The 26,513-nt window shown below is 66.1% G+C and carries 28 protein-coding genes; 21 read left to right on the top strand and 7 right to left on the bottom strand.

The window, feature by feature from the left end; all coding sequences use genetic code 11:
* The first annotated feature begins 61 nt into the window (after window positions 1-61).
* Window positions 62-1,270 carry an aspartate transaminase gene (locus ACSQ1X_RS18525; protein WP_436058757.1) on the top strand — a complete coding sequence of 403 codons (1,209 nt, stop codon included), beginning with the start codon at window positions 62-64 and terminating at the stop codon, window positions 1,268-1,270.
* 25 nt (window positions 1,271-1,295) lie between these two features.
* On the top strand, window positions 1,296-1,973 hold the full coding sequence (locus ACSQ1X_RS18520; protein ID WP_436058756.1) for a 4-carboxy-4-hydroxy-2-oxoadipate aldolase/oxaloacetate decarboxylase: 678 nt from the start codon (window positions 1,296-1,298) through the stop codon (window positions 1,971-1,973).
* 514 nt (window positions 1,974-2,487) lie between these two features.
* Here the strand turns inward: ACSQ1X_RS18520 and nac are convergent.
* Complete coding sequence (gene nac / locus ACSQ1X_RS18515) at window positions 2,488-3,408, bottom strand: nitrogen assimilation transcriptional regulator NAC (protein ID WP_436058755.1); 921 nt, start codon at window positions 3,406-3,408, stop codon at window positions 2,488-2,490.
* 487 nt (window positions 3,409-3,895) lie between these two features.
* Between nac and ACSQ1X_RS18510 the strand changes: the two genes are divergently transcribed.
* The 8 genes from ACSQ1X_RS18510 (at window position 3,896) to ACSQ1X_RS18475 (ending at window position 11,473) form a co-directional block, all read left to right on the top strand.
* The gene (locus tag ACSQ1X_RS18510) at window positions 3,896-4,684 is read left to right on the top strand and encodes a LamB/YcsF family protein (protein WP_436058754.1); all 789 of its coding nucleotides are present in this window, start codon (window positions 3,896-3,898) and stop codon (window positions 4,682-4,684) included.
* A gap of 1 nt (window position 4,685) precedes the next feature.
* The gene (locus ACSQ1X_RS18505) at window positions 4,686-5,411 is read left to right on the top strand and encodes a 5-oxoprolinase subunit B family protein (protein WP_436058753.1); all 726 of its coding nucleotides are present in this window, start codon (window positions 4,686-4,688) and stop codon (window positions 5,409-5,411) included.
* Entirely contained in the window at window positions 5,408-6,421 is a 1,014-nt protein-coding gene (locus ACSQ1X_RS18500) for a biotin-dependent carboxyltransferase family protein (RefSeq protein ID WP_436058752.1), read from the top strand. The genes ACSQ1X_RS18505 and ACSQ1X_RS18500 overlap by 4 nt, the downstream gene beginning before the upstream one ends.
* 53 nt (window positions 6,422-6,474) lie before the next feature.
* Window positions 6,475-7,812, top strand: a complete 1,338-nt coding sequence (locus tag ACSQ1X_RS18495; RefSeq protein ID WP_436058751.1) for an MFS transporter — start codon at window positions 6,475-6,477, stop codon at window positions 7,810-7,812.
* A gap of 96 nt (window positions 7,813-7,908) precedes the next feature.
* Window positions 7,909-8,658 carry an SDR family oxidoreductase gene (locus tag ACSQ1X_RS18490; protein WP_055807647.1) on the top strand — a complete coding sequence of 250 codons (750 nt, stop codon included), beginning with the start codon at window positions 7,909-7,911 and terminating at the stop codon, window positions 8,656-8,658.
* 42 nt (window positions 8,659-8,700) lie between these two features.
* On the top strand, window positions 8,701-9,645 hold the full coding sequence (locus ACSQ1X_RS18485; protein ID WP_436058750.1) for a 2-hydroxyacid dehydrogenase: 945 nt from the start codon (window positions 8,701-8,703) through the stop codon (window positions 9,643-9,645).
* Entirely contained in the window at window positions 9,642-10,412 is a 771-nt protein-coding gene (locus tag ACSQ1X_RS18480) for an SDR family oxidoreductase (protein WP_436058749.1), read from the top strand. Before ACSQ1X_RS18485 ends, ACSQ1X_RS18480 begins: the two co-directional genes overlap by 4 nt.
* Window positions 10,412-11,473, top strand: a complete 1,062-nt coding sequence (locus ACSQ1X_RS18475) for an L-idonate 5-dehydrogenase (protein WP_436058748.1) — start codon at window positions 10,412-10,414, stop codon at window positions 11,471-11,473. Before ACSQ1X_RS18480 ends, ACSQ1X_RS18475 begins: the two co-directional genes overlap by 1 nt.
* Window positions 11,474-11,519: 46 nt before the next feature.
* Here ACSQ1X_RS18475 and ACSQ1X_RS18470 read toward each other — a convergent pair whose 3' ends face one another.
* The 3 genes from ACSQ1X_RS18470 to ACSQ1X_RS18460 form a co-directional block, all read right to left on the bottom strand.
* The gene (locus tag ACSQ1X_RS18470; protein ID WP_055807639.1) at window positions 11,520-11,903 is read right to left on the bottom strand and encodes an RNA-binding S4 domain-containing protein; all 384 of its coding nucleotides are present in this window, start codon (window positions 11,901-11,903) and stop codon (window positions 11,520-11,522) included.
* Window positions 11,904-11,971: 68 nt separating this feature from the next.
* Window positions 11,972-12,271, bottom strand: a complete 300-nt coding sequence (locus ACSQ1X_RS18465; protein WP_028269817.1) for a DUF4193 domain-containing protein — start codon at window positions 12,269-12,271, stop codon at window positions 11,972-11,974.
* A gap of 91 nt (window positions 12,272-12,362) precedes the next feature.
* Window positions 12,363-13,295 (bottom strand): AraC family transcriptional regulator, encoded by a 933-nt coding sequence (locus tag ACSQ1X_RS18460; protein ID WP_436058747.1) that lies wholly within the window; start codon window positions 13,293-13,295, stop codon window positions 12,363-12,365.
* 271 nt (window positions 13,296-13,566) lie between these two features.
* Here ACSQ1X_RS18460 and ACSQ1X_RS18455 point away from each other — a divergent pair, with 271 nt between their 5' ends.
* The 6 genes from ACSQ1X_RS18455 to ACSQ1X_RS18430 are packed head-to-tail and all read left to right on the top strand — an operon-like array spanning window position 13,567 to window position 20,370.
* A complete protein-coding gene (locus ACSQ1X_RS18455; RefSeq protein ID WP_436058746.1) occupies window positions 13,567-14,913 on the top strand; it encodes an ABC transporter substrate-binding protein in 1,347 nt (448 codons plus the stop codon).
* Between the two features lie 26 nt (window positions 14,914-14,939).
* Window positions 14,940-15,908, top strand: a complete 969-nt coding sequence (locus ACSQ1X_RS18450; protein ID WP_436058745.1) for a carbohydrate ABC transporter permease — start codon at window positions 14,940-14,942, stop codon at window positions 15,906-15,908.
* Window positions 15,905-16,822 carry a carbohydrate ABC transporter permease gene (locus ACSQ1X_RS18445; RefSeq protein ID WP_055807630.1) on the top strand — a complete coding sequence of 306 codons (918 nt, stop codon included), beginning with the start codon at window positions 15,905-15,907 and terminating at the stop codon, window positions 16,820-16,822. The genes ACSQ1X_RS18450 and ACSQ1X_RS18445 overlap by 4 nt, the downstream gene beginning before the upstream one ends.
* Before the next feature lie 51 nt (window positions 16,823-16,873).
* On the top strand, window positions 16,874-17,935 hold the full coding sequence (locus ACSQ1X_RS18440; protein WP_436058744.1) for an NAD(P)-dependent alcohol dehydrogenase: 1,062 nt from the start codon (window positions 16,874-16,876) through the stop codon (window positions 17,933-17,935).
* A 2-nt stretch (window positions 17,936-17,937) separates the two neighbouring features.
* Complete coding sequence (locus ACSQ1X_RS18435; RefSeq protein WP_436058743.1) at window positions 17,938-18,888, top strand: carbohydrate kinase family protein; 951 nt, start codon at window positions 17,938-17,940, stop codon at window positions 18,886-18,888.
* A 3-nt stretch (window positions 18,889-18,891) separates the two neighbouring features.
* The gene (locus ACSQ1X_RS18430; RefSeq protein WP_436058742.1) at window positions 18,892-20,370 is read left to right on the top strand and encodes a mannitol dehydrogenase family protein; all 1,479 of its coding nucleotides are present in this window, start codon (window positions 18,892-18,894) and stop codon (window positions 20,368-20,370) included.
* A gap of 69 nt (window positions 20,371-20,439) precedes the next feature.
* Here ACSQ1X_RS18430 and ACSQ1X_RS18425 read toward each other — a convergent pair whose 3' ends face one another.
* Window positions 20,440-20,613, bottom strand: coding sequence for a CsbD family protein (locus ACSQ1X_RS18425; protein WP_055807725.1), 174 nt, complete (start codon window positions 20,611-20,613; stop codon window positions 20,440-20,442).
* A gap of 196 nt (window positions 20,614-20,809) precedes the next feature.
* Here ACSQ1X_RS18425 and ACSQ1X_RS18420 point away from each other — a divergent pair, with 196 nt between their 5' ends.
* A complete protein-coding gene (locus ACSQ1X_RS18420) occupies window positions 20,810-21,391 on the top strand; it encodes an adenylate kinase (protein WP_436058741.1) in 582 nt (193 codons plus the stop codon).
* Here the strand turns inward: ACSQ1X_RS18420 and ACSQ1X_RS18415 are convergent.
* Complete coding sequence (locus ACSQ1X_RS18415) at window positions 21,388-22,281, bottom strand: EamA family transporter (protein ID WP_436058740.1); 894 nt, start codon at window positions 22,279-22,281, stop codon at window positions 21,388-21,390. The two genes, ACSQ1X_RS18420 and ACSQ1X_RS18415, sit on opposite strands and share 4 nt — an antisense overlap.
* A 69-nt stretch (window positions 22,282-22,350) precedes the next feature.
* Here ACSQ1X_RS18415 and ACSQ1X_RS18410 point away from each other — a divergent pair, with 69 nt between their 5' ends.
* The 4 genes from ACSQ1X_RS18410 (at window position 22,351) to ACSQ1X_RS18395 (ending at window position 25,871) form a co-directional block, all read left to right on the top strand.
* On the top strand, window positions 22,351-23,220 hold the full coding sequence (locus tag ACSQ1X_RS18410) for a LysR family transcriptional regulator (RefSeq protein WP_436058739.1): 870 nt from the start codon (window positions 22,351-22,353) through the stop codon (window positions 23,218-23,220).
* A 340-nt stretch (window positions 23,221-23,560) separates the two neighbouring features.
* Window positions 23,561-24,922 carry an MFS transporter gene (locus ACSQ1X_RS18405; protein WP_436058738.1) on the top strand — a complete coding sequence of 454 codons (1,362 nt, stop codon included), beginning with the start codon at window positions 23,561-23,563 and terminating at the stop codon, window positions 24,920-24,922.
* Window positions 24,919-25,722 (top strand): putative hydro-lyase, encoded by an 804-nt coding sequence (locus tag ACSQ1X_RS18400; RefSeq protein ID WP_436058737.1) that lies wholly within the window; start codon window positions 24,919-24,921, stop codon window positions 25,720-25,722. Before ACSQ1X_RS18405 ends, ACSQ1X_RS18400 begins: the two co-directional genes overlap by 4 nt.
* The gene (locus ACSQ1X_RS18395; RefSeq protein WP_436058736.1) at window positions 25,719-25,871 is read left to right on the top strand and encodes a hypothetical protein; all 153 of its coding nucleotides are present in this window, start codon (window positions 25,719-25,721) and stop codon (window positions 25,869-25,871) included. Before ACSQ1X_RS18400 ends, ACSQ1X_RS18395 begins: the two co-directional genes overlap by 4 nt.
* Window positions 25,872-25,939: 68 nt before the next feature.
* Here ACSQ1X_RS18395 and ACSQ1X_RS18390 read toward each other — a convergent pair whose 3' ends face one another.
* The gene (locus tag ACSQ1X_RS18390) at window positions 25,940-26,512 is read right to left on the bottom strand and encodes an MOSC domain-containing protein (RefSeq protein ID WP_436058735.1); all 573 of its coding nucleotides are present in this window, start codon (window positions 26,510-26,512) and stop codon (window positions 25,940-25,942) included.
* Window position 26,513: the final 1 nt, after the last annotated feature.

The following is a 26,513-nucleotide window of genomic DNA, read 5'->3' as shown; positions in this document are numbered from 1 at the left end:
AGGATTCCCTAGGGTCGAAGGAAGCGAGTACCGCTCCCTCCTGAATCCGTAGGAAGAGACCATGCCTAAATTTGAACCTGCATCACGGGTGTCCCGCATCAAGTCATCCGCAAGCGTGGCCGCCGCGGCCCGCGTGCGTGAGCTGAAGGCGGAAGGGCGCCGGATCCTGGACCTGACGGTCGGGGAGCCGGACTTCGACACCCCGGAACACATCAAAGCGGCCGCCATTGAAGCGATCACCCGCGGGGAAACCAAGTACACCTCCGTCACCGGAACCCCCGCCCTGCAGCAGGCCATCCTCCAGACCCTGGAACTGCGCAACGGCATCCACTACACCCCGGCCGAGATCACCATTGGCGGCGGCGCCAAGCAGGTGATCTTCACCGCCTTCATGGCCACCTTGGACGCCGGCGACGAAGTGGTGGTGCCCGCGCCGTACTGGGTCTCCTACCCGGACATGGTGCTCGCGAACGAAGGCACCCCCGTGGTGGTTGCCTGCGGCGAGGAGACGGGGTTCAAGCTCACCCCCGAGGCTCTGGCCGGAGCACTCAACGGGCGGACCAAATGGGTCATCCTGAACACGCCGTCGAACCCCACGGGCGCAGTGTATTCCCCCGCGGAGCTGCGCGCGCTGGCGGATGTCCTGACCGGCTTCCCGCACGTCCACATCCTGACTGACGAGATCTATGACCAGATCTACTTCGGCACGGGCAAGCTCGCAAGCCTGGTGGAGGTGGCCCCGGAACTGAAGGACCGCATCCTGGCGGTCAATGGCGTCTCCAAGGCCTACGCCATGACCGGCTGGCGCCTGGGGTACGCGGCGGGACCTGCCCCGTTGATCGCCGCGATCAACAAACTCCAGTCGCAGATCTCCTCCTGCCCGTCCTCCGTCAGCCAGGCCGCCGGCGCCGCCGCCCTCACGGGCAGCCAGCGCTTCGTGCAGGAAAGCCGCGAAATCTACCGCGCCCGGCGCGATGCGGCAGTCACCGCGCTGAACGCCATCGACGGGCTGTCATGCACGACGCCGGAAGGCGCCTTTTACGCCTACGTCAACTGTGCCGGGGTGATCGGGAAGACGACCACCGAGGGGCAGGTCATCGCAAACGACGAGGACTTCACCCTGTACCTCCTTGAAGCGGCTTCCGTGGCCGTGATCCAGGGATCGGCCTATGGACTTGGCCCCTACTTCCGCATCTCCTACGCCACCAGCCTCGACGTCATCGACGAGTCCATCGCGGCCATCGACAAGGCCGTCCGGGCCCTCAACTGATCCACACCCACCGAAGGAAAACGCCGTGATCCACGTCAAAACCACCATCGAACGACCCGAAGCCGACGCAGTCAGGCGCCTCGCGAAGTTCTCGTCCGCCACCATCCACGAGGCACAGGGCCGCAAGGGCGCCCTCAGCTCCAGGATCAAGCCGATCGACCGCTCCATGTCCTTCTGCGGCCCCGCCGTCACCGTGCGCTGCGCCCCCCGCGACAACCTCATGCTGCAGGTGGCCATCCACTACGCCGAAGCCGGGGACGTCATCCTGGCCGCGGCAGGGGAGTACGAGGAAGCCGGAACCTTCGGCGACGTCCTCGGCAACGCCATGAAGGCGAAGGGCCTCGCCGGCCTGGTCACCGACTCGGGCGTCCGCGACACCCAGGACCTCATCGAACTGGGGCTGCCCGTCTTCTCCGGCAGCATCTCCATCAAGGGCACCGTCAAGGAAACCATCGGCCCCATCAACCACCCCGTGGTCTTCGGCGACGAGATCATCTACCCCGGCGACGTGCTCCGCGGTGACGCGGACGGCGTCGTGGTGGTCCGGAAGGACGAGATCGAGGAAGTCATCCGCCTCTCGCAGGAGCGCGACGACGCCGAGCGCGAACTCATCGGCCTCTACCAGGCCGGCGGAACCACCATCGAGCTGTGCAACCTCACCGACGTCCTGAAGTCCAAGGGACTGCTCGTCGAAGAGGCCTAACCGCTCCCTCCGCGGCAGCACCGCCGTCGTACGGGAAAGCTCCCGTGCGGCGGCATTGGCGTGCGGGACTACTGCGCCAACAGGCAGCTAATGCCCCCAAATCCGTGATTTGGGGGCATTAGCTGCCAGTTCGAGCTGTTCCCGTGGCGGCAGTACCCTACTGGGCCGGGTGGCGGGGCTGGCCAGGGACGGAACTCTCCAGATACCAGACCGTTGATCCGGCACTGCCTGCCGGCATGATGCTCCCTTCGAAGACGAAGACAGCATCCATTGAGCGGTCCTCAGGGCGCCAAAAGCCATTTGACGGGCAGTGGAAACCTGTTCTGGCCGTGAGCCCCGGGCCTGTGTCGGAAAATCTTCGAATAGTGCTTAACTTTTTCACGGCGGCCTCCCAATAAATTCATTACAAAATAGACTGCCGCATTTCCTCGGCTTCGCTCTAATTCTAGATTCAGGAGCGCCGTGATACTAAGACTAATGATGCGTGGCCTAATAAGCGGATGCTATGGACCGTTTACCGCGCGTATTTGTTGCTCAGCATTTCCTGGAGCATTTCCTTCAGCACCAGCAGGACTGCCGAAGCGGCTTCCGAGAGGGGGTCGTGATCAGGGGTGCACAGTGCGATTTTGCACTGCAACGCCGGATCCACAATGCGCAGGACATGGAAATCTTCCTCGTGGAACAGGGCGTCCGCGGCCGACTTGGGCATGATGGTGGCACCCAGGTCGGCCCGGAGGAGCCGGGCCAGGGACGGCACCGACTCCACCTCGCCCACCAGCTTGAGTGCGAGCCCTTTGCTGGTGAATCCGGTTTCGACAACCTGGCGGAGTGTGTGGATCTTCTCGGGAAGGAAAAGCCCGAACCGCGCAACATCCTCCAGCGAAATTTCACCGTTCCCGGCTGCCACATCGGATCTGTTGGCATTAACCACAAAGTGCAGGTCCTCGACGATCAGCGTGGTGAACTGAACGCCGCGGATGGGGCCCGGCTCGTAAATGAGCGCCATGTCCAGCCGGCCGTTTTTGATGGCTTCACTGAGGACGCCGCCGTAGATTTCCGTGACGTGCAGGACGATTTCCGGGTACCGTCGGCCCACTTCGCCGATGATCCGCGGCGTCAGGCTGGAGGCCATGCTGTACGGCGCGATCGCGATGGAGACCCGGCCGGACGGTGCGGCCCCGGACGCGGCAACGTCCTGGCGTGCCTGCTCCACCAGTCGCAGGATCGACTGGGCATGCCGGTACAAAGTGTGGCCCGCGGCGGTGGGCTTGACGCCCTGCTTGCTGCGGATCAGGAGCCGCTGCTTGAGGTCGGTTTCCAGCGCCGAGACCTGCTGGCTCAGGGCAGGCTGCGCCACATGCAGCGCCGCTGCGGCCTTGGTGATGCTGCCCGAATCCACAATCTGGACAAAGTACGCAAGCTTCCGCGTATCCATGGCGCCTTCTCTCTTCGCGGCGTCCAGACCCCGGGAAGGTCATAACCGGATGCCAATTCATTAATCGTACATTCTACCCGCAAGGTTGATATGCAATTTTGCGATGACGTCAGATGCATTTCGCATGCTAATGGGATTAACCGGGAAAGGCGTTCCCTTTTACATTTCTGAAATATATGGTCCCTACCTTGAATGTATTCGCGATAACGCGCTCACAAGGCGGAACCTGATGATCGGAACGAGGTGGCACGAATGATGGCAGCACTGTACGGCTCACCCGTCATAACCAGCGCCTATCCCGTGACATGGATTACGTCTTTGTGTGAGCCAATTCGCAATGCCAGACTTTTGGACAGGGGCCCGGCAGTCCGGGCCGCCGGACCGCAGGCCCCGCACCGGGCAGGTTCCCGGCATTCATTTCACTACCGGAAGCTGAACTCCGCGCCTCGCTGCGCAGCTGTCCAGCCAACATCCCAGGAGGGCTCACATGGGACCCACAGTTGATCTCGTGGCAGATCTCGGAGAAGGCTTCGGCGCCTACTCGATGGGTGACGACGCTGCCTTGCTCGAGGTGGTTTCCAGCGCCAACATCGCCTGCGGATTCCACGCCGGAGACCCCGACATCATGAACGCCACCGTCGCCGAGTGCGTGCGGCGCGGCGTCAGCATCGGGGCGCACCCGAGCTTCCCCGACCTCCGGGGCTTCGGCCGCCGAGCCATGGACCTCACTGCGGACGAGGTCCGCAACGACATCCTCTACCAGGTCGGTGCGCTGAGCGCCTTCGCCTCGTACCACGGCTCCGGCGTCGCCCACATCGCACCGCACGGACGCCTCGGCAATCTCGTGGCCACCCGCGCCGATTACGCGGAGGCCGTGGCCGACGCCGCCGCCCGCATCAACCCGGACCTCATCGTCCTGGCCCAGGACGGCGAACTTGCCGACGCCGCTGCGCTGCGACAGCTTCCGGTCGCCATCGTCGGCATCGCCGACCGCGCCTACGAGGCCGACGGCACGCTGGTGCCGCGCGGCCGCCCCGGCGCCGTCATCCATGATCCGTCAGCCATCGTGGACCGCACCATCCGGATGGTTTGCGAAGGGCTCATCGAAACGGTCGCCGGGACCGACCTGCAGATCGTCGCCGACACCGTCCTCCTGCACGGTGACACTCCCGGCGCCGTCCAGTTGGCCCGCCAGATCCGCGCCGAACTGGAACGCGCCGGCGTGACCATCGCACCCGTCGCCCAGGTCCTGGCCGCCAAAGCGAAGGCCGCCTGACATGCCCGCCACCACAACGCCAACCCCGGTGGAAGTCTTCGAATCCGGGGACGCCGCGCTGCGCGTCGTCGCCTCTTCACCGGACCGCGAGGCCAACTGGAGCACCGTGCATGCCCTCGCCGGCTGGCTGGAGGCAGCGGGGGCCGACGGCGTCCACGGCGCCGTGCCCACCTACGACTCCCTGCTCGTGGAATTCGATCCCGGGGTCACCTCCGCTCGCCAGGTCCGTGCCTTTGTCCTTCTGGGAATGCGCCAGCTCGACTTCATTGGCGCCCCTGCCCGGGCTCCGCGCGAGTTCAGCGTCCCCGTGGTCTACGGCGGCGAATACGGCCCGGACCTGGAACGCGTTGCAGAGCACGAGCAGCTGCCGGTCGAGGAGATCATCGCCCTGCACACGGCCAAGTCCTACGTGATCCGATGCCTCGGCGCCCCCGCCGGCTCACCCATGATGGACGGCCCCGATTTCCCGCTCCCTGTACCGCGGCTGAAGGACCCCCGCCTGTCCGTCCCGGCAGGTGCCGTGGCCGTCGCCGGCCGGCAGGCAGTCATCGCCCCGGCTATGGCCCCCGGCGGATGGTGCGTCATCGGCCAGACGCCGCTGGCGGTCCTGGACGTCACCAGCGAACCGCTGGTTCCCTACGTTCCCGGCGACCTGCTGAGGTTCCACCAGATCCGGGCCGAAGATTTCGCGAGCTACGCCGGCCGGAAACTGGAGGCGGCACGATGAGCGGCTCCCTGGTCATCCAGCAGTCCGGCAACTCCGTGGTCACCGACCTTGGCCGCTTCCGCGGACCCCGGTTCGGACTGCCCGTGAACGGCGCGCTGGACCAGTTCTCCGCACGCGCGGCCAACATCCTCACCGGTAATGAGGACAGCGCACCCCTGCTGGAAATCACCGCACTGGACTTCCGCATGCGGGCCACCACGGACATCCTCATCGCCGTCACCGGAGCGCCGCTGCGCCTCACGGTGGGCGGACGCGAATGCCAGCAGTGGGAACCGGTATCCGTCCGGGCCGGCGAAACAGTCGCCTTGCGCCAGATCACCGGCGGGCTGCGCGCCTACCTCGCCGTCCACGGCTCGGTGGAGGCACCCGTCCTGCTCGGAAGCTGCGCCCCGGACACCGTCGTCGGATTCGGCCTGCGCCTGACCGAAGGCACCGAACTGAAGACCTCGCGAAGCGTCGCACCCATCCGGCAGCCGTACTTCGACCTGCCGCTGTTCCGGCTGGGACTGACCCGGCCCGAGTTCAGCAGCCAGGCCGTCGTCGAAGTCACGGACGGCCCCGACGTGGACGAATTCGGGGACACCGCGGACCTGCTCTACACCACCGAATACACCGTCAGCGCCCGGAGCAACCACATCGGACTGCGCCTCGGCGGGGACCTCCCCGAACGCCAGTCGAGCGCCGAAGTGCTGTCCCGCGGCGTTCCGGTCGGAGCGATCGAGGTGCCGTCCCGGGATGAACTCCTGGTGCTGCACCGGGGCCGGGGCGTCACCGCCGGGTATCCGGTCCTCGCAGTGGTCACCACCCGCTCGCTGGATGTGCTGGCCCAGGCCAGGCCGGGCCACACCATAACTTTCCGCAGGACCACCGTCCCCGACGCCACGGCGAAACACAGGGCGGCCTTGCGGGAGCTGGAAAACCTCCGTTCCACCGTCAGCACAGTCTTTGCCCTCCTCGGCATCGGCAGCCGGCCGGGCTGGCAACAGTTCGCCCCGGCGGCCGGAAGCTAACACCCTCGCATCAGATCCAGAGCCTTGTTACCATCCCCTTAGTAAGGAAAGCCATGACAACTTCTACGCACGCGGCCCAGCCGCAAGAGCGGCTCAGCAGCAAGCAGACCCGCAAAGTAGTGACTGCCGGCTGCGTCGGCATTTTCGTGGAGCTCTACGACAACGGCATTTTCGCCTTTATGGCCGGAACGCTTGCCCTCGTCTTCCTGGCACCCGGCAACCCGGACAACGCCCTGTTGTTCGTCTTCGCCGGCTACGCCGTGTCCTTCTTCGTTCGCCCCCTCGGCGCCGTGGTCTGCGGATACCTGGGGGACCGCATCGGACGGCAAAAGCTGCTGGTCTTTGTCATCCTGCTGATCAGCGTGGCCACGGCGGGCATCGGCCTGCTGCCGGCCTACTCGGCCATCGGCATCGCCGCCCCGATCCTCCTGGTGCTGCTCCGCATGCTGCAGGGCTTCTCCGTTGGCGGCGAAGCGGCCGGCGCCATGACCTTCCTCGCCGAGCACGCCCCTGAAGGCAAGCGCGGCATCATCACCTCCTACGCCCAGATCGCCTCCTTCGCCGCACTGCTCACCGGCACGCTCGTCGCGTTCTCCATGTCGCCCTGGCTCACCCAGGCAGCGATCGACGGCGGCGGCTTCGGTTCGTTCGCGTGGCGCATCCCGTTCCTGGTTGCCATCCCCATGGGCGTCATCGGCTGGTACATCCGCAAGGCGATCAGCGACACCCCGAACTTCGTGAAGCTGAAGGAAGAGGGCGGCCTGTCCAAGAACCCGCTCAAGGAAGCCTTCAAGTCCGCCGAACACCGCCGCGCCATGCTCCTGGCCCTGTTCATCCCGCTCATGAACGGCTCCGGCTACTACGTCCTCTTCTCCTACATGCCAACCTTCCTGAAGGGCAAGCAGCTCAACTTCACCATCGGCGAGGCGCTCATCGTCACCGCCTGCAGCCTCGTGGTCATCTGCATCGCCATCCCCTTCATGGGCGCGCTGTCAGACCGTGTGGGACGCAAGAAGGTCATCGCCGGCTCCGCGATCGCCATGGCAATCGTCGGCATCCCCGCCTATGCCCTGATCGCCACCGGTGAGATGGGGCTGGCCATCCTGGGCGCCTGCATCATGGCCGTGGTCTTCGCTGGCCACACCGCCGTGATCCACATCCTGATCGTTGAACTGTTCCCCACCCGGGTCCGGTACTCCGCCTACGGCCTGGGCTACAACATCTCCTCGGCACTCTTCGGTGGCACCGCCCCGCTGCTGATGACCTGGCTCATTTCCTCCACCGGCAACATCTACATGCCCGCTTTCTACGCCGTGATCACGGCACTGGGCACCCTCGCCGCCGTCAGCACGGTCAAGGACCGGGCGCACCTGCCCCTCCGCGACGCCTAAACCACCACCCATCCGAACAGCAGTGCACTGCCCCCACCGGCAGTGCACTGCACCAATTGCGGGGCATCAACTGCGCTGCACCCTCAGGAGACTTCCATGCCTTTTTCAGATTATTCAACTGCCCTCGTCACGGGCGCGTCCACCGGCATGGGCGCCGCGATCGCCGGGCGCCTCGCCAAGCGGGGACTCACGGTCCACGCCCTCGCCCGCAACGAGGAGCGCCTCAACGAACTGGCAGACAAGACCGGCGCGGTTCCCCACGTCGTCGACCTGACCGACACCGCAGCGCTGGCTGCCGCCGTCGGCGATCTTGAAGTGGATGTCCTGGTGAACTGCGCCGGGGTGTCCCGGCCCGGAAACATCCTGGACTCCAGCGAGAGCGACATCGACGAACTCGTGGACGTCAACCTGCGCGGCCTGCTCCAGCTGACCAGGCTGGTGCTTCCGGGCATGGTGGAGCGGGACCGCGGACACGTCATCAACATCAGCTCCATCGCCGGGGTCTACAACTTCTACGGCCACACGGTCTACCACGCGACCAAGGCGGCAGTGCACCAGGTCTCCCGGCAGCTGCGCAACGACACGGTGGGCAAGCGCATCCGTGTCACCGAAATCTGCCCCGGACGCGTCGAAACGGAGATCTTCGGCCGCAACATGGGCGGTACTCCCGAGGCCATGGAGGAGGCGTGGAAGACGTACTACGAGGGCTACGAATCGCTGACCACGGACGACATCGTCAACGCGATGGACTACGCGATCGAAACACCCCGCCACGTGAACGTGGGCATGCTCGAACTCATGCCTACCTTCCAGGTCCCCGGCGGCCTCACCTTCGACCGCCGCTAGCCGCACGCCGCCCACCAGACCCCACGATTGATAGGTTCTTCGATGCAAACAGTCCGTACCGTCAGTTTCCCCGACCGGCAACTGCTCGCCGATCTCTCACCCCTTCCCGAAGGGCTGAGGGGAGTGGTCTGGGACCTGAAGGCGGATCCCGACGGCGGGACGCTCAGTGAGATCGACGGCGTCATCCTCCCGTACATCGACGCCTCCGCCGTGATGGGCTCCCTTGCGCGCGTCCCGAACCTGAAGTACGTGCAGACGCAGTCCACCGGATACGACGGCGTGATCGAGGCCGCCGGTCCGGCGGCCGGCGTGGCCAGCGCCTCCGGCGTCCACGCCGCCGCGACCGCGGAACTTGCCGTCGGGCTGATCCTGGCGAAACTGCGGGGCATCGACCAGGCCGTCCGCGATTCGCAGTACGGGCTGTGGCGGCCGGAGCGGCGCCAGTCCCTGGCGGACCGGCGGGTGCTGCTGGTGGGGGTCGGCGGGATCGGGCATGAAATAGCCCGCCGCCTGGAGCCCTTCGAGGTCACGGTCACCCGGGTGGGGAGTGCTGCCCGCACCGACGAATACGGCGAGGTTCACGCGTCCGCGGACCTGCCCGCGCTCGCCGCCACGCACGACATCCTCGTTTCCGTGCTGCCCCTGAACCAGCAGACCCACCAGCTGATCGGCGAAGAGGTCCTCGCCGCACTCCCGGACGGTGCCCTGGTGGTGAACGTGGGCCGCGGCTCCGTGGTGGACACGGCTGCCCTGACCAAGGAAGTTCTGTCCGGCCGCCTGCAGTGCGCGCTCGACGTCGTTGATCCCGAGCCGCTGCCTCAGGACCACCCGCTGTGGTCCGCTCCGAACGCACTGATCACCCCTCACATCGGCGGCAACGCATCGGCGTTCCAGCCCAGGATCCTCAGGCTCCTGCGGAAGCAGCTCGAAGCCCTCGCGGCGGGACAGGCTCCCGCCAACCTGGTGCAGAAAGGCCCCTTCGCATGAGTGCACTTTTTGACCTGACGGGGCGTGTTGCCCTGGTGACCGGTTCGAGCCGGGGGATCGGCAATGCGCTGGCGCGGGCGCTGGCGGACGCCGGCGCGACGGTGGTGCTGAACGGCATCAATACTGAACGGCTGAAAGCTGCTGAGGCTGCGATGGCGGCCGGGTACCCGCCGGGGCGGGTGCACAGTTGCGCGTTCGATGTCACGAGCGATACTGAGGCTGCGCGGGGTGTTGCGTGGGTGGAGGAGAACGTGGGGCCGCTGGAGATCCTGGTGAACAATGCGGGGATCCAGCACCGGGTGCCGATGCTGGATTTGGACGTGGCGGACTGGGAGCGGGTGATTTCCACGGACCTGACCAGCGCGTTCCTGGTGGGGCGTGAGGCGGCGCGGGTCATGATCCCGCGCGGCCGGGGGAAGATCATCAATATCTGTTCGGTGCAGACCGATCTCGCCCGCCCGACCATCGCCCCGTACATCGCAGCGAAGGGCGGGCTGCGGAACCTGACCCGGGCGATGACCGCGGAGTGGGCCGGGTCCGGGCTGCAGATCAACGGGATCGCCCCGGGCTACATCCATACCGAGATGACGCAGAACCTGGTGGACGATGAGCAGTTCAATTCCTGGATCCTGGGCCGGACCCCGGCGCACCGGTGGGGGACCGTGCAGGATCTGGCCGGGCCCGCGGTGTGGCTGGCCTCGGACGGGTCGGACTTCGTGAACGGGCAGACCATCTTCATCGACGGCGGAATGACGGTGGTGGTCTGATGAGTGCGAACACAGTCCTGCCCGAATCCGGCCCGGCCGTGGTGGCGCACGCCGCCGGCGACCTCCGCATCGAAGACGTGATTCTCACCGCCCCCGCCCGCGACGAGGCCGTCGTCGAAGTCCGCTACGGCGGCATCTGCGGCTCGGACCTGCACTACTGGCTGCACGGCGCCGCCGGCGAATCCATCCTCCGCGCGCCCCTGGTGCTCGGACACGAAATTTCCGGGACCGTGATTCAGGCCGCGGCAGACGGCACCGGACCGGTGGCCGGCACCCCGGTTGCCGTCCACCCCGCCACGCCCGGCCCCGGCGCGGCCCGGTATCCGGCGGACCGGCCCAACCTGTCCCCGGGCTGCACGTACCTGGGCAGCGCCGCCCGCTATCCGCACACCGACGGCGCGTTCAGCCGCTACGTGAACCTGCCGGCGCGGATGCTGCGCGCGCTGCCGGAAGGCCTCAGCCTGCGCACGGCGGCGCTGATCGAGCCCGCCTCCGTGGCCTGGCACGCGGTGTCCCGTGCCGGGGACGTCAGCGGAAAGACCGCCCTGGTGATCGGCAGCGGCCCCATCGGTGCGCTGGCCGTGGCCGTCCTCAAGCGCGCCGGCGCAGGCCGGATCGTCGCCGTGGACATGCACGCCAGGCCGCTGGAAATCGCCGCGGCCGTGGGAGCGGACGAAGTGCTCGCCGCCTCCGACGCGGAAGCGATCGCCGCCGTCGAGGCCGACGTCGTGATTGAATCCTCCGGCAACCACCACGGACTGGCCTCCGCGATCCAGGGCGCCGCCCGCGGCGGCACCGTAGTGATGGTCGGCCTGCTGCCCACCGGCCCGCAGCCGGTCCTGATCTCGCTGGCCATCACCCGCGAACTGGAACTGAAGGGTTCCTTCCGCTTCAACGACGAGATCGACGACGTCATCGCGGCACTCGCCGACGGCACCCTCTTCGTGGACCCCGTGATCACCCACGACTACCCCGTGGAGGCAGCGCTGGAGGCGTTCGGCGTTGCCCGAAACTCCGCGGAATCCGGCAAGGTGCTCCTGAGCTTCGGGGCCGTCAGTTGAACGACTCCACCCCGTAAACCGGAATGCGGCAGGCTGGTGACCAGGCCTAAGCCGGGCCGCGCAGGCGTTCCATTTCGCGGCGGTCTTTCTTCGTGGGCCGGCCGGTTCCGCGGTCGCGCTGCGGAAGACCGAGCGCGGGCGCCTCGGGCCGCGGCGGGGTGTGGTCGGTGAAGCAGTGCGCGGCTGCCTCAGCGCCCACACGCTTGGCGATCAGCCGCCGGACTTCGAGGATCCGTTCATATCCCGGCTGGCGGACCCGGACGGTGTCGCCCGGCACCACGGACTGCGACGCCTTGGCCGGGTTTCCGTTCAGCCGGACGTGCCCGCCGCGGCAGGCGGCCGTGGCAGCCGAGCGGGTCTTATAGGCGCGGACGGCCCACAGCCAGGCATCAAGGCGGACTGTGGCGGGGGCGGACGGAAGGCTGCTCATGGCTGCTGCCACTATAGCGGGCCACCCGGCCGTCAACCGTCGTTGGGGACCGGTCCCCGGGCAAGCACCTAGCCTTCGCAGTCCTTGCAGTACTTCTTGCCGTCCTTCTCGCGGGCCAGCTGGCTGCGGTGGTGGACCAGGAAGCAGGACATGCAGGTGAACTCGTCCTTCTGGACGGGGATGATCTGCACGAGGAGTTCCTCGTGGGACAGGTCCGCTCCCGGGAGCTCGAAGGAGTCGGCCAGGTCGGACTCGTCAACGTCGATCTGGGACGTTGATGCGGCAGAACGTTCGGGCTTGAGGACGTCGGTCGTGGCGTTTGCCTCGTCCTCGGTGCTCACCCGGGGTGCGTCATAGTCGGTTGCCATGTGCCGGTCTCTCCTTGGAGAAGACGAAGACGGAGTCTGCTCACCGTCTGAAGGAAAAACATCTTAGCCACTCCTGCGGAAACTTGAAAGGTCAGCCGTGTACCCGCTGGCGGTAGGCCCGCGGGGTTTCGCCGGCGTCGTTGAGGAAGTGCCGGTTGAAGTTGGACAGGTTCGAGAAACCCACCTCGTAGCAGATCTCGGAGATGGCTTTGTCGCTGTGCTCGAGCAGGCGGCGGGCATGGGCGAGCCGAAGCTTGCGGACCAGGTCACTGAAGTTCTGGCCGGTGGCGCGCTTGAAGTACTTCGAGAACGTCGGTTCCGGCATGCCGACCAGTGCCGCGGCCTCGGACATCTTGACGGTGCCGGCGTGGTTGCCGAAAACGTACTCCAGAACGATATCCACGACGGCGGCGGCCTGGCTGTCCAGCTGGGGCCTGAACCATTCGTCGGCGAGGTAACGCCGTTCCTCCTGCGGGGCGCGGGCAAGGACCGCAAAGAGTTCCAGAAAGTGGCGGAACCGCTCCAGGCCGGTGGCGGAACCCATCGCTTCAATGGCTGCGGCCGCGGTCTCCGCTGAACGCCCGAGGAATTCTATGCCCCGTGCCGACTGCTCCAGTAGCGGCCTGACCTCGGCCATTTCGGGGACCAGGGCTGCCGTCTGCTCAACCCACTTGGCGTCGAACTGGATGACGGCGTCACGGTTCTCCAGCACTTCGCCGGGCTCCAGATCGCTGACCCAGTCGTGCGGCAGCCCGGACCCGACAAGGGAGACGTGGCCGGCCTCGAACGTGCCGATGTGGTCTCCGACGATGAACTTTCCGGTGCCCTTCCGGATGAGGTGGATCTCGTACTCGGGATGGTAGTTCCACCGCGCCACGGGGCTGGGGTAGTCGTGCTGGTGCCACCGGACCGAGTGGTTCGGGTCGGGCGGGATGACTTCCCGGTTGGCCCGCATCCCCAGCAGCCGTTCGGCGAGCCTTGCCGTGGCTCCGTCTGCTCCGTCCGTGAGGTCCGCGACGCTCATAGTGGTTCTCCACGTTTTGGGTTTATGAAAAATGGAAGCATCTTGAATGCCTTCCCCCAGATTATCGCCTCCCTGAGGGACCGGCGCGGAAAATTAGTATCAGAAACTGGCAACCACGGCGCTAGTTGTGCCCTATCCCACAGCCCTATCGTTGAGGAACAACAGCGGGGCACCCCCGGATTTCCCGGCCACTAGCCCCGTCCGGTCCGGTACATCGACATGGCAGTCGAGTGCGGTGACCGCGCACCCCTGAAGAACAAAGGAGTCCTTAATGCGCTCAAAAATGCGTGCTGCGACCCTCGCCGTCGGCGCTTTGTGCGTCGCACTCAGTGCCTCGGCCTGTGCAGGTGCCGGCGGAGGCAATTCCGCTGGCGACCCGAACAGCATCAATGTCCTGATGGTGAACAACCCTCAGATGGAGGACCTGCAGCGGCTCACCGCGGAGAATTTCACCAAGGAAACCGGCGTCAAGGTCAATTACACGATCCTGCCGGAGAACGACGTCCGGGCCAAGATCAGCCAGGAGTTCTCCAGCCAGGCCGGACAGTACGACGTCGCGTCGCTGTCCAACTACGAGATCCCGTTCTACTCCGCCAACGGCTGGCTCGCTCCACTGGACAAGGTGGCCGCGGACCCGGCCTTCGAACAGGACGACATCCTGCCCGCCTACACGGCGTCCCTGACGGGCGAGGACGGGAAACTCTACGGCGAACCGTTCTACGGCGAATCGTCCTTCCTGATGTACCGGAAAGACATCCTGGACGCCAAGGGCCTGACCATGCCGGAGAAGCCCACCTGGGATGAGGTCGCGGACCTAGCGGCGAAGGTGGACGGCGCCGCTCCGGGAATGAAGGGTATCTGCCTGCGCGGCCAGCCCGGCTGGGGCCAGGTCTTCGCGCCGCTGACCACCGTGGTGAACACCTTCGGCGGCACCTGGTTCGACAAGGACTGGAACGCCCAGGTCAACTCCCCGGAATTCACCCAGGCCGTCGAGTTCTACACCAAACTGGTCCGTGAACACGGTGAATTGGGCGCCGCCCAGGCCGGCTTCACCGAGTGCCTGAATAACATGAGCCAAAGCAAAGTGGCCATGTGGTACGACGCCACCTCGGCTGCCGGAGCCCTGGAAGCCGAGGCATCCCCGGTGAAGGGCAAGATCGGCTACGCCCAGGCCCCGGTCAAGGAAACCAAGTCCTCCGGCTGGTTGTGGACCTGGTCCTGGGCCATGCAGGCTGCCTCAAAGAAGCAGGACGCTGCCGGGAAGTTCATCGCCTGGGCCAGCTCGAAGGAATACGAGGAACTTGTCGCCGCCAAGCTCGGCTGGGCGAAGGTTCCCTCCGGCAAGCGCATCTCCACCTACGAGAACACCGAGTTCCAGAAGGCCGCCCCGTTCTTCGAAGCAGAGCGCTTCGCCATCGAGAACGCGGACCCGAAGAACCCCGGCGCGCAGGAACGCCCGGCCGTCGGTATCCAGTTCGTCGGCATTCCCGAGTTCGCCGCCCTCGGCACCAACGTGTCCCAAGGAGTCAGCTCCGCCATCGCCGGCCAGGGTTCCGTGGCTGATGCGCTGGCCAAGGGCCAGGAAGCCGCCCAAAAAGTCGGCAATAAGTACAAGTAGCAACAACCCAACAGCAGGAGAACATCATGACTACCGCAACGGCGCGTATCTCCCGATCGGGACGCAGCGCAGCCACCCCCTCCAAGAACGCCAAATCACGTGAGCGTGCGCTGGCCTGGGCACGGCGCGCGCCGCTGCTGCCGGCCCTGATCTTCCTTATCGTCGTCACCCAGCTTCCGTTCGTGGTGACGCTGATCATCTCGTTCCTGAACTGGAACAGCCTCAGCCCTGACAAGACCGCCTTCGCCGGCTTCGAAAACTACGTCACGGTCCTCACGGATCCCGACCTGCGCCAGGCAATCTTCACCACCATCCTCCTCACCGTCTCCGTGGTCCTCGTGAGCCTGCTCGTGGGACTGGGCCTGGCCCTGCTGCTGGATAAGAAGTTCATCGGCCGCGGACTGGCACGCACCCTGCTGATCGCCCCGTTCCTGGTGGTGCCGGTAGCCGCGGCGCTGATCTGGAAGCACGCCCTGCTCAACCCCACCTACGGGTTGATCAACGGCATCCTGACCTGGGTCTGGTCCCTCTTCGGCAGCGCCACTGCGCCCCAGCTGGACCTTCTCTCCCAGGCACCCATGATGGCCGTCATCGTCTCGCTGGTCTGGCAGTGGACGCCGTTCATGATGCTCATCCTGCTGGCCGGCCTGCAGTCACGTCCCATGGACACCGTGGAGGCAGCCCAGATGGACGGCGCCACCCCATGGGCCATCTTCCGGCACCTCACGCTGCCGCACCTGCGCCAGTACCTGGAGCTGGGCGGCCTGCTCGGGGCGATCTACATCGTGCAGAACTTCGACGCCGTCTTTACCCTCACCGCGGGCGGACTCGGCACGGCCAACCTGCCCTACGCGATCTACCAGACGTTCTACTTCGCCAACGAATACGGCCTGGCATCCGCTGCCGGCGTCGTGGTGGTCATCGGCACCATCATCGTGGCCACTTTCGCACTCCGCACCGTCTTTTCACTCTTCAAGAAGGAGGCAGCACGATGAGCACCCTCACCCCCGCCGCGCCCCGCGAAACCTCCGCCGGCCCCACCGCTCTGAACACCGGCAGCCGCAAACGTGGCAAGACCCGTATGGATCCCACCCGCAACAACACTGCGGCCGGCCTCGCGGCCTGGCTGCTCGCCCTGCTCTTCGCCGCCCCGGTCGTGTGGATGATCCTGACCTCCTTCCACTCCGAAACCGATGCAGCAACGAACCCGCCGTCCATTGCCGCCAATCTCACCCTGGATGCGTACCGGGAATTTTTCGGGGAAACGTCCGGCGTCAGCCCGTGGCCGGCCCTGATCAACTCAGCCACTGCCTCGATCCTGTCCACGGTCCTCGTCCTGGTCCTGGCCATCCCTGCGGCCTACGCACTGTCCATCCGGCCGGTGAAGAAGTGGACGGACGTGATGTTCTTCTTCCTCTCCACGAAGATGATGCCCGTGGTGGCTGCAATCCTGCCCCTCTACCTGTTCGCCAGAACTGTCGGGGCCCTGGACAACATCTGGTTCCTGATCCTGATGTACACCTCCATGAACCTCCCCATCGCGGTCTGGATGATGCGGTCATTCCTCGCGGAAGTACCGGTCGAGATGCTGGAGGCGGCCCAGATTGACGGCGCCAACCTGCTCCTGACCCTCCGGAAGATCATCGCCCCCGTGGCCATGCCCGGCATCGCGGCCACCGCCCTGATCTGCTTCATCTTCAGCTGGAACGAACTGCTCCTGGCACGGGTCCTCACCGGCGTGGTGGCAGGCACCGCCCCGGTCTTCCTGACCGGCTTCGTCTCAGGCCAGGGCCTGTTCCTCGCCAAGGTCTGCGCCGCCGCCGTCGTGATCTCCCTGCCGGTGCTCTTCGCCGGCTTTGCCGCCCAGGACAAGCTCGTCCAGGGACTTTCGCTCGGCGCCGTCAAGTAACCAGCCCGTCAAGTAACGCCGTCCCCCTTCGATTCCCAGAGGAGTACTTCGATGACAACATCAACCACCCAGACCCCGGCCCTCGGACGGCCGGAGCTGCCCGCCACGATGCGCGCCGCCATCCTGAAGCGCCAAGGCGACATGGCGATGGAAACGCTGCCCGTCCCGCAGCTCGACGCCGACCAGGTGCTGGTCCAGGTCGCCGCCGTCGGCGTCTGCGGCAGCGACGTCCACTACTACGAGCACGGCCGGATCGGCGACTACATGGTGGACCATCCGCTGATCCTGGGCCACGAACTCTCCGGCCGGATCGCCGCCGTCGGAAGCGCCGTGGACCCTGCCCGCATCGGCCAGCGGGTCGCCGTCGAACCCCAGCGCCCCTGCCGCAAATGCAAGCAGTGCAAAGCCGGCCGCTACAACCTGTGCCCGGACATCGAGTTCTACGCCACCCCGCCGATCGATGGCGCGTTCGCCGAATACGTGACCATCCAGAGCGACTTCGCCTACGACATCCCGGACAGCGTCAGCGACGAGGCGGCAGCCCTGATCGAACCCCTCTCGGTAGGGCTCTGGGCCTGCGAACGTGCCGAGATCAAGCCGGGCAGCCGGGTCCTGATCGCCGGTGCAGGTCCGATCGGCATCATCGCCGCCCAGGCCGCCCGTGCGTTCGGCGCCACCGAAATCTATATCAGCGACATCGCCGAAGACCGGCTCGCGTTTGCCTTGCAACACGGGGCAACCCACGCGCTGAACGCGAAGACGGACAGTGTGGAAGGGCTCGACGTCGATGCGTTCATTGACGCTTCCGGCGCACCGCAGGCGGTCCGTTCCGGCATCAAGGCAGTGGGACCGGCCGGGAAGGTGATTCTGGTCGGGCTGGGGGCGGACGACGTCGAACTCCCCGTTTCGTACATCCAGAACCGGGAGATCTGGCTATCCGGAGTGTTCCGCTACACCAATACCTGGCCGCTGGCCATCCAGCTGATCGCCGACGGAAAAGTGGACCTGGACATCCTGGTCACGGGCAGGTTCGCCCTCGCCGACTCCGAGGACGCGCTCAAAGCCGGCAAGCAGCCCGGCCAGCTCAAAGCCGTGGTCTACCCGGGCCGCTGACCATGATCACCGTCATCGGCGAATCCCTTGTGGACATCATCACCGACCCGCGCCAGCCGCAGGAAGTCCAGGCACACGCCGGTGGCAGCCCCCTCAACGTGGCGGTGGGGGCTGCCCGCCTGGGCCTGGCGGCGAACCTCGTGACGCACTACGCAGATGACCGGTACGGGCTCATGATCGAAGAGCACCTGCAGGCCAACGGTGTCATGGTGATCCGAGGCGGCAGCGCGCCAACCTCAACGGCAACTGCCACGATCCAACCCGACGGCGCCGCGGCCTACGCCTTCGACATCGGCTGGGACATCAACGGGGCGGCGCTGCCCGCCCTGGGCGCCGTCGAAGGTTCTTCCCACGTCCACACGGGTTCAATCGCTGCCGTGCTGGCGCCGGGAGACCAGGCAACGCTTGCTCTCGTGAAGGCGGCCCGGCAGCATGCGACCATCAGTTACGACCCGAACTGCCGGCCGGGGATCAGCCCGGATGCGGCCGCGGCGCGCTCGCAGGTCGAACTCTTCGTGGCCGCCAGCGACGTGGTCAAGGCGAGCGACGAGGACATGGCCTGGCTGTACCCGGACAGGACGCCGGAGGAGAGCCTGCTCGCGTGGCTCGATGTCGGACCGTCCATTGTGGCCCTGACCCGTGGGGCGGCGGGCCCCGTGGTTCTGTCGCGGAACGGTCGCGTGGAAATCCCGGCGGAGGCCATTACCGTGGCGGACACCGTCGGGGCGGGGGACTCGTTCATGGCGGGCCTGATCTCCGGGCTCGCGCAACTGGACGCGCTTGGCGCGCCAGCACGATCGCGCCTGCGGGATATCACGGCGGGTGAACTGCACGCCCTGGCCGCGTACGCGAACAGGGCCGCGGCCATCACGTGCTCCCGGCCAGGCGCCAACCCGCTCACGTCAGCCGAACTGGGGTCCTTGACCGGTTCCCTCACCGCAACGGAAGGTTAGACAATGCCTGCACTCGAGCCCAGCGTACTTTCCGGATTGTCCGGTTCCCTGGCGGTACCCTCCTACGACCGCTCCGGCCTGACAGCAGGGATCGTCCACTTCGGCGTGGGCGGGTTCCACCGCGCCCACCAGGCCATGTACCTGGACCGGCTGATGAACGCCGGGCAGGCTCACGACTGGGCCATCTGCGGCGTCGGCGTCCTGCCCGGCGATGCCCGCATGAAGCAGGTCATGGACGCCCAGGACTGCCTTTACACCCTGGTGGTGAAGAACCCGGACGGAACCCGGGAAGGACGGGTCATCGGGTCCATCATCGAGTACCTCTTCGCCCCGGAGGACCCCGAAACCGTCGTTGAGAAGATGGCGTCCGAGGCGATCCGGATCGTCTCGCTCACGGTTACCGAGGGCGGCTACAACTTCCACCACGTCACCGGCGAGTTCGATGCCGGCAATCCGGACGTGGCCCACGACCTCCAGCCCGGTGGCGCGCCGCGGACAACTTTCGGCCTGGTCACCGAAGCACTAGCCAGGCGCCGGGCGCGCGGGCTTGCCCCTTTCACCGTGATGTCCTGCGACAACATCCAGGGCAACGGCGACGTGGCCCGGAAAATGTTCACCGCATTCGCAAACCTCAAGGACCCTGAACTCGGGGTCTGGGTGGAGGGCAATGTCCCCTTCCCCAACAGCATGGTGGACCGGATCACCCCGGTGACCACCGACGTCGACCGCGCCGCGATTGCCGGAGAATTCGGCGTCGAGGATGCCTGGCCGGTGGTGTGCGAACCGTTCGAGCAATGGGTCCTCGAAGACCACTTCAGCCTCGGCCGGCCTCCCTTCGAGGATGCCGGCGTCCAGCTGGTGGAAGACGTGGAACCGTATGAGCTGATGAAGCTGCGCCTGCTCAACGCCAGCCACCAGGGCATGTGCTACTTCGGCTACCTCGCCGGCTACCGCTACGCCCACGAGGTGGCCCAGGACGGTTTGTTCGCGCAGTTCCTGCTCGACTACATGGACAAGGAAGCCACGCCGACGCTGCACCCGGTACCCGGCATCGACCTCGGATCCTACAAGCGGACCCTGATCGAGCGGTTCTCCAACGAGCACGTCCGCGACACCCTGGCCCGGCTATGCGCTGAAAGCTCGGACCGGATCCCCAAATGGCTGGTTCCGGTCATCCGCATCAACCTCGAACATGGAGGCGAGATCGCCCGGTCTGCGGCGATAGTAGCCAGTTGGGCACGGTACGACGAAGGCACCGACGAGCAGGGAAACCCCATCGACGTCGTCGACCGGCTCAAGGAACCACTGATGGCAGCCGCCGCCCGGCAGCACGAGGAACCGCTCGCCTTCATCTCCAACCGCGAGGTCTTCGGGGACCTGATCGACAACCCCGTCTTCGTGGCGGCGTACACCCGGGCGTTGAATGACCTCCACCGCGTCGGGGCCCGGGCTGCCCTGGAAGCACTGGCTTCCCGGTCGTAGGCAAACGCAAGCGGACGACGCCGGGAGGTTCCGGCGTCGTCCGCTTCTGTTTGGCTTCGGTTCAGCGGCCTATTCCTTGAAGGCGTCCTTGACCTTCTCGCCGGCCTGCTTCAGGTCCGCTTTGGACTGGTCAGCCTGGCCTTCGGCCTTCAGGCCCGGATCGTTGGTGGCCTCGCCGGCCGCTTCCTTGCCCTTGCCGCCAACCTTCTCGGCAGCATTTTCGATCTTGTCTCCCAGACCCATGGTGGTACTCCCTCCGGTTTGGTTGCCGCCGGCCGTCCGCCGGTTGCTCACAATTTCATCGTAAACCCGATCCCCGCCCGATAGTAAGTATGCTGACTGAATTTCTGGCGGCACCGCCAATGCAGCCTGGTCGCAACCTTTGAAGTCCTAACATGGGGGCACACCCCCAACAACGGCACAACGAAGGGATACCCGAATGACGAGGCTTTTGATTATCGGCCCGCCCGGTTCCGGCAAGGGCACGCAGGCGGAGCGCATTTCGGACCGCCTTGGCGTCGTTGCGATCTCCACAGGCGACATCTTCCGTGCCCATGTGAGGGGCGGGACACCGCTTGGCATCGAGGCCACGAAGTACATGGACGCGGGCGATTTCGTGCCCGACAGCGTCACCAATGAGATGGTGCGCAGCCGGCTCAGCCAGGACGACATCGACAACGGTTTCCTGCTGGACGGCTACCCGCGCACCGCAGCGCAGATCGACTACCTGGACGGCGTCCTGGCCGCACGCGAGCTGACCCTTGACCTCGTTCTGCAACTGACCGCGGACGACGAGGAGCTGGTAACGCGACTCCTGGGCCGCGCCCGGGAAACCGGCCGTAGCGATGACAACGAAGCCGTTATCCGCCACCGGCTGGACCTCTACCACGAGCAGACCGAGGCGGTGGTGGCCACGTATGCGAAGCGCACCATCCTGACGCGGGTGGACGGCATCGGCGCAATTGATGACGTTACCGACAGGGTCATGGATGCCATCGACCGCCCCGGTCCGGCCAGCTAAATAACCACGGGCGCAGTCCTGCGGCCCGCCAGCCAGATCGCTGCGGTGTTGGTGGCCACGATCAACGCCATGCCCAGCCATTCGTGCATCACCAGGATTTGCCCCAGCACCATGGTTCCGGAGAGTGCGGCGAGGATGGGGTTGATGCTCATGAACACGCTGAAGAATCCGGCGGGCACGTGGCGGAGTGCAATGAGGTCGGAGGCGTAGGGAATGACCGAGCAAAGAAGACCGGCAATGACGGCGTACAGCAGAGCCGGCCCGGCGAGCATCCCTTGCGCGACGAGGTAGGCGGCCACCGGCAGGTAGAACACGAGGGAAACCAGAGTGGCTGCGGCCGGGGCCTGCAGTCCGGGCAGCCGCTGGCCGGCGACGCGGTTCAGGACGATGTACGCCGCCCAGCACGCGGCTCCCGTCATAGCGACGGCTATGCCGGCGAAGTCGCTGGTGGGCCCCGGCATCACGAGGATGAAGACTCCCAGTCCTGCGCTCAGCCCGCACAACAAATCCCGCCGCGCCCTTGATCCGAGGAGGGCAACCGCCAGCGGACCCAGGAATTCCAGGGTGACGGCAAGGCCCAGCCCGATCCGTTCGATGGCCACGTAGAGGCAGATGTTCATCAATGCGGTAGCGGCCCCCAGCAGCAGGACCGGCCACCACTGCCTCCACGTGAACCGATGGAAGGGAGGGCGGGCAACGGGGAGGAGTACGGCGGCAGCCACCAGCTGCCGTACAGCCACCACCCCTGCCGGCCCGATCATCGGAAAGGCGTGGGCGCCGATCCCCGCGCCCACCTGGTTACTGACCCCGCTACCCGTCATGGTCAGGACACCGCGAACCACCGACGACTCGCGGGCCGGCTCCGCGCCCTGCACTGAATAAGCTTCCATAGCCCAAAGTGTCCGGCCAAAACGGTGCGCCGAAAAATGTGCTCAACGACGGTTCTATACGATGACCGTATGAATGTTGAGCTGCGGTACCTCCGGGCGCTGGTGGCCGTGGTGGACTCCCAGACTTTTACCGACGCCGCCATCGCACTCGGGACATCCCAGGCCGCCATCTCGCGGTCTGTCGCGGCGCTGGAGCGGGCCCTTGGGCTGCGCATTCTGCAACGAACAACCCGCAACGTCACCCCGACGCCTGCCGGGGAACGCATCATCGAGCACGCACGGCGCGTCCTCGACGAGGTCGCGTTGCTGGAACGCGCAGCCCAGGACCACAGCAGCGAACTCAGGGTGAGTTACGCGTGGTCCGCCCTGGGCCGCCGCACCGTGGCCCTGCAGCGAAAATGGGAAGAGCTCCACCCTGCGGTGCGCCTGATCTGGGTCCAGTCGAATGCCCCGGCGGGCGGCCTGGCAAACGGGGGCGTCGACATCGCCGTCGTCCGGCGTCCGCTGACTGACAACCGCTTCGCCACGACGATGATCGGCACGGAAGCGCGCTACGGTGCCCTCGCGAAGGGGGATCCGCTCGCCCGGAGGCGTTTCCTCCGCCTGTCCGATTTCGCCGGACGAACGATTGCGGTCGACCACCGGACGGGAACCACCACGGAAGACCTCTGGCAGGGCATGGACGGGCCGGCGTCGGTCCGGCTGGTGCAGGGCGTGGATGAATGGCTGACCCTCATCTCCACGGGACAGGCCGTCGGAATGTCCTCGGAGGCCACGGCGGCGCAGAATCCAAGGCCGGGAATCACCTACCGGCCGGTCCGCGATGCCCCTCCGATTTCCGTGTTCCTGGCCTCGTGGAAAGACGATCCCTCGGTTCTCGTCGCGGACTTCACCCGGCTGGCCCGGGAGGCGTTCATACCGGACCAGCCGGAACTGTAGGGAAGCGGCACCAAAAGCAAGGCGGTCGACGGCGGGAACTCCCGCCGTCGACCGCTCGGACGGACGGCGGGAAGGAACCCCGGCGCGCCCGAAATATCCCATCCCGGCACTCCGCCGAATCACAGTCAACCCTTGACGGTGTGATCTGCGTCGCGTAGATTGTTCAACAGTTCGGATTGTTCAACGATCCAACGATTACCTCTCGACCTTGCAGCCCTCACGGTAGCTGCACACCCGCCCTAATGCTCCGCTTGCGACGCTGCGAGCCGGACAGAAGAAGGCGCCCCAGCAGCATCCGCCCGCATGCGGATGACATCCGCACTTTTCATGGAGGATACAAATGGCCACTCCATCAGTAATGGCCCCCGGTGACCCGAAACCCTTTGTTGGGCGCAAGGGCATGTACAAGGCATTCGCCGCCAGCCTGACTGGAACCGCGCTGGAGTTCTATGACTTCGCCGTCTACTCAGCCGCGGCCGCGATCGTTTTCCCACTGATCTTCTTCCCGGCCTCGGACCCCGTCACGGGCACCCTGCTGGCCTTCTCGACCTACGCGGTGGGCTACATTTCCCGGCCCGTCGGCGGCATTATCTTCGGGCGGTTGGGGGATGAGATCGGCCGCAAGAAAATCCTGGTCATCACGCTTATGCTCATCGGCGTCGCTACGTTCCTTATCGGCCTGCTGCCCACGTACGACAATATCGGCGTCATCGCTCCCGCCATCCTGGTCTTCCTCCGCTTTGCCCAGGGCGTCGGTGTCGGCGGCGAATGGGGTGGCGCAGTGCTGCTCTCCAGCGAATTCGGTGACCCCAACCGCCGCGGATTCTGGGCATCTGCCGCGCAGATTGGCCCTCCCGCCGGCAACCTGATGGCCAACGGTGCGCTCGCCGTCCTGACCCTGACCCTGTCAGAGCAAGCTTTCCTCGACTATGGCTGGAGGATCGCGTTCCTTATCTCGGCGCTGCTGGTGGCCTTCGGGCTCTGGATCCGGCTCAAGCTTGAGGACACCCCCATCTTCAAAGCGATGGAAGCCAGGGGAGACAAGCCCAAGGCCCCGATCCGGGAAGTCCTGACCACCCAGCGCCGGCCCCTGATCGCAGCCATGCTCAGCCGGATCGGCCCGGATGTCACCTACGCTTTGTGCACGGTTTTCACCCTCACCTACGGCATCCAGGAGCTTGGCTTCGACCGCGGCCAAGTACTTGTGGCTGTACTTATCGGGTCAGCCCTCCAGCTTTTCACCATGCCGCTTGCCGGGGCCATCTCAGACCGCATCAACCGCCGTCTGGTCTACGGCATAGCCGCAGTGGCCGCCGCGGTGTGGGCTTACCTGTTCTTCATCGTCCTCGAAGGACGGTCCCCGGTCATGCTGATTGTGGGAACGGTCCTGGGCCTGCTCTGCCACTCGTTCATGTACGGCCCGCAGGCGGCCTTCGTGGTTGAGCAGTTCTCGCCGCGGCTCCGCTCCACCGGCAGTTCGCTGGCGTACACCTTCGCCGGTATCATCGGCGGCGCCATTGCACCGTTCATGTTCACCCTGCTGCTGAGTACTTTCCACAGCTGGGTCCCGGTGGCCATGTACCTCAGCGTCGCATGCCTGCTGACCCTGGTGGGCCTGGCCCTGGGCCGGAACTCCAACGTCGCCGAGGACGAGGAATACCTTCAGTCCTCGGGCGAACCCGCTGAGGCGCTGGCCCGATGAGCCAGGCCAACGCCCTCATGGCACCCTCCGACGCGCGCCTGAAGTTCCGCAACGGCCTGGTCACGCCCACCTCCGGATGGAGCGACGGCTACACCCAGGCGAACCTGATCGCGGTGACGGCCGACTACGCCGACGAATTCATTGAGTTCTGCCGGCTTAATCCCAAGGCCTGCCCCGTTATCGACATCATCCGGGCGGGGCACTACGAAAGCGTCCTCGCTGCAGGGTCGGACATACGCACTGACATCCCCTCCTACCGCGTGTGGGTGGACGGCGAACTTGCCGACGAGGTCACTGACGCAACATCGGTGTGGCGTGATGACATGGTGGGCGTCCTCATCGGCTGCAGCTTCACCTTCGAGGCGGCGCTTGCTGGTGAGGGCATCCCGCTGCGGCACACGGAAACCGGCCGCAACGTGCCCATGTACCGCACGAACATTGAGTGCACTCCGGCAGGACGGATTCACGGTCCGATGGTGGTGTCCATGCGCCCGATGCCGCCCGGGCTGGTCGAAACGGCCATCAGGGTGACGTCGGAAGTACCGAAGGTCCACGGCAGCCCGATTCACGTCGGGTCCCCGGAAGACCTTGGCATCGCTGACATCAACCGCCCCGACTTCGGTGACGCGGTGGAGATCCGGCCAGGCGAAGTCCCGGTCTTCTGGGCCTGCGGCGTGACACCGCAGAGCGCCGTGATGGCGTCCAGGCCCTCCTTTGCCATCAGCCACACGCCGGGGCACATGTTCATCACCGATGTTCCGGAAAGCCGCTACCGGGAACCCGCAGGAGCGTCATCGTGAAGAAGAGACTTCTCGTGGCCGAAGCGCGGGCCGGCAGGATCAACAACCCGGCTGCGCCGCGGCGTCAGGGCGCCGGCGAAGGCCAGCCGGCCGGCAAAGCCGGAACCGGAGGGGCCGGGCGGTCAGCTACGGAACATCACAGAGCGTAGCGGCACCAAGGGCAGGCGGACGACGACGGGACTTCCCGCCGTCGGCCGCTTCCGTTGTGCCCGCCGCGCTAAGGCAGCCGCGACGGGCGGAGCAGCGTCGGCCTGCCGGCGCTGCCGGGGTCGAGGGGAACGGGGCTGACCAGCACTGCCGGGCCGCGGTGCAGGATGCCGCCCGACAGCACCTGGCAGCGAACCCCGCCCCGCCCGCGCATCGCCTTGTGGGCGCCTGGCGCGAGCATCTGGTCCATCCAGGCGCAGGGATGGGCGGGCCGTCCGGCCTTCAACCGAACAACGTCCCCGCGTGATTCGAGCGCAAATTCTCCGCCCAGCAACGGTGCCAGGTCTGCACGCCTGAGGACCACATTGCGCCGCGTCAGCAGCGGGTCAAGAGGGCCTGCCCCCAACTCCGCGGCCATGGCTTCGAGCGCCTCGATGGCGAAGAGGGTGACGGCGGCATCCATATGCGCAGCCTTGCCGAAGAAACGGTCGCCCACAATGCCCTTGCCCGCCACCAGTTCAACCCGCTCGGCGTCGGTGGTCGGAACGTCGGCCGCACCCTCGCGGGCGCGGCCGAAGTAGGCGTGCGCCGGGGACACCAGCAGGTGCTCTACCTCCACGTCATACCTGTAGCTTGCCGTCATG

Source organism: Arthrobacter sp. LjRoot78 (assembly GCF_964254335.1).
Taxonomy (GTDB): Bacteria; Actinomycetota; Actinomycetes; order Actinomycetales; family Micrococcaceae; genus Arthrobacter.
Note: the sequence above shows the minus strand (reverse complement) of the source record. Positions and strands in the feature narration are given on the sequence as shown.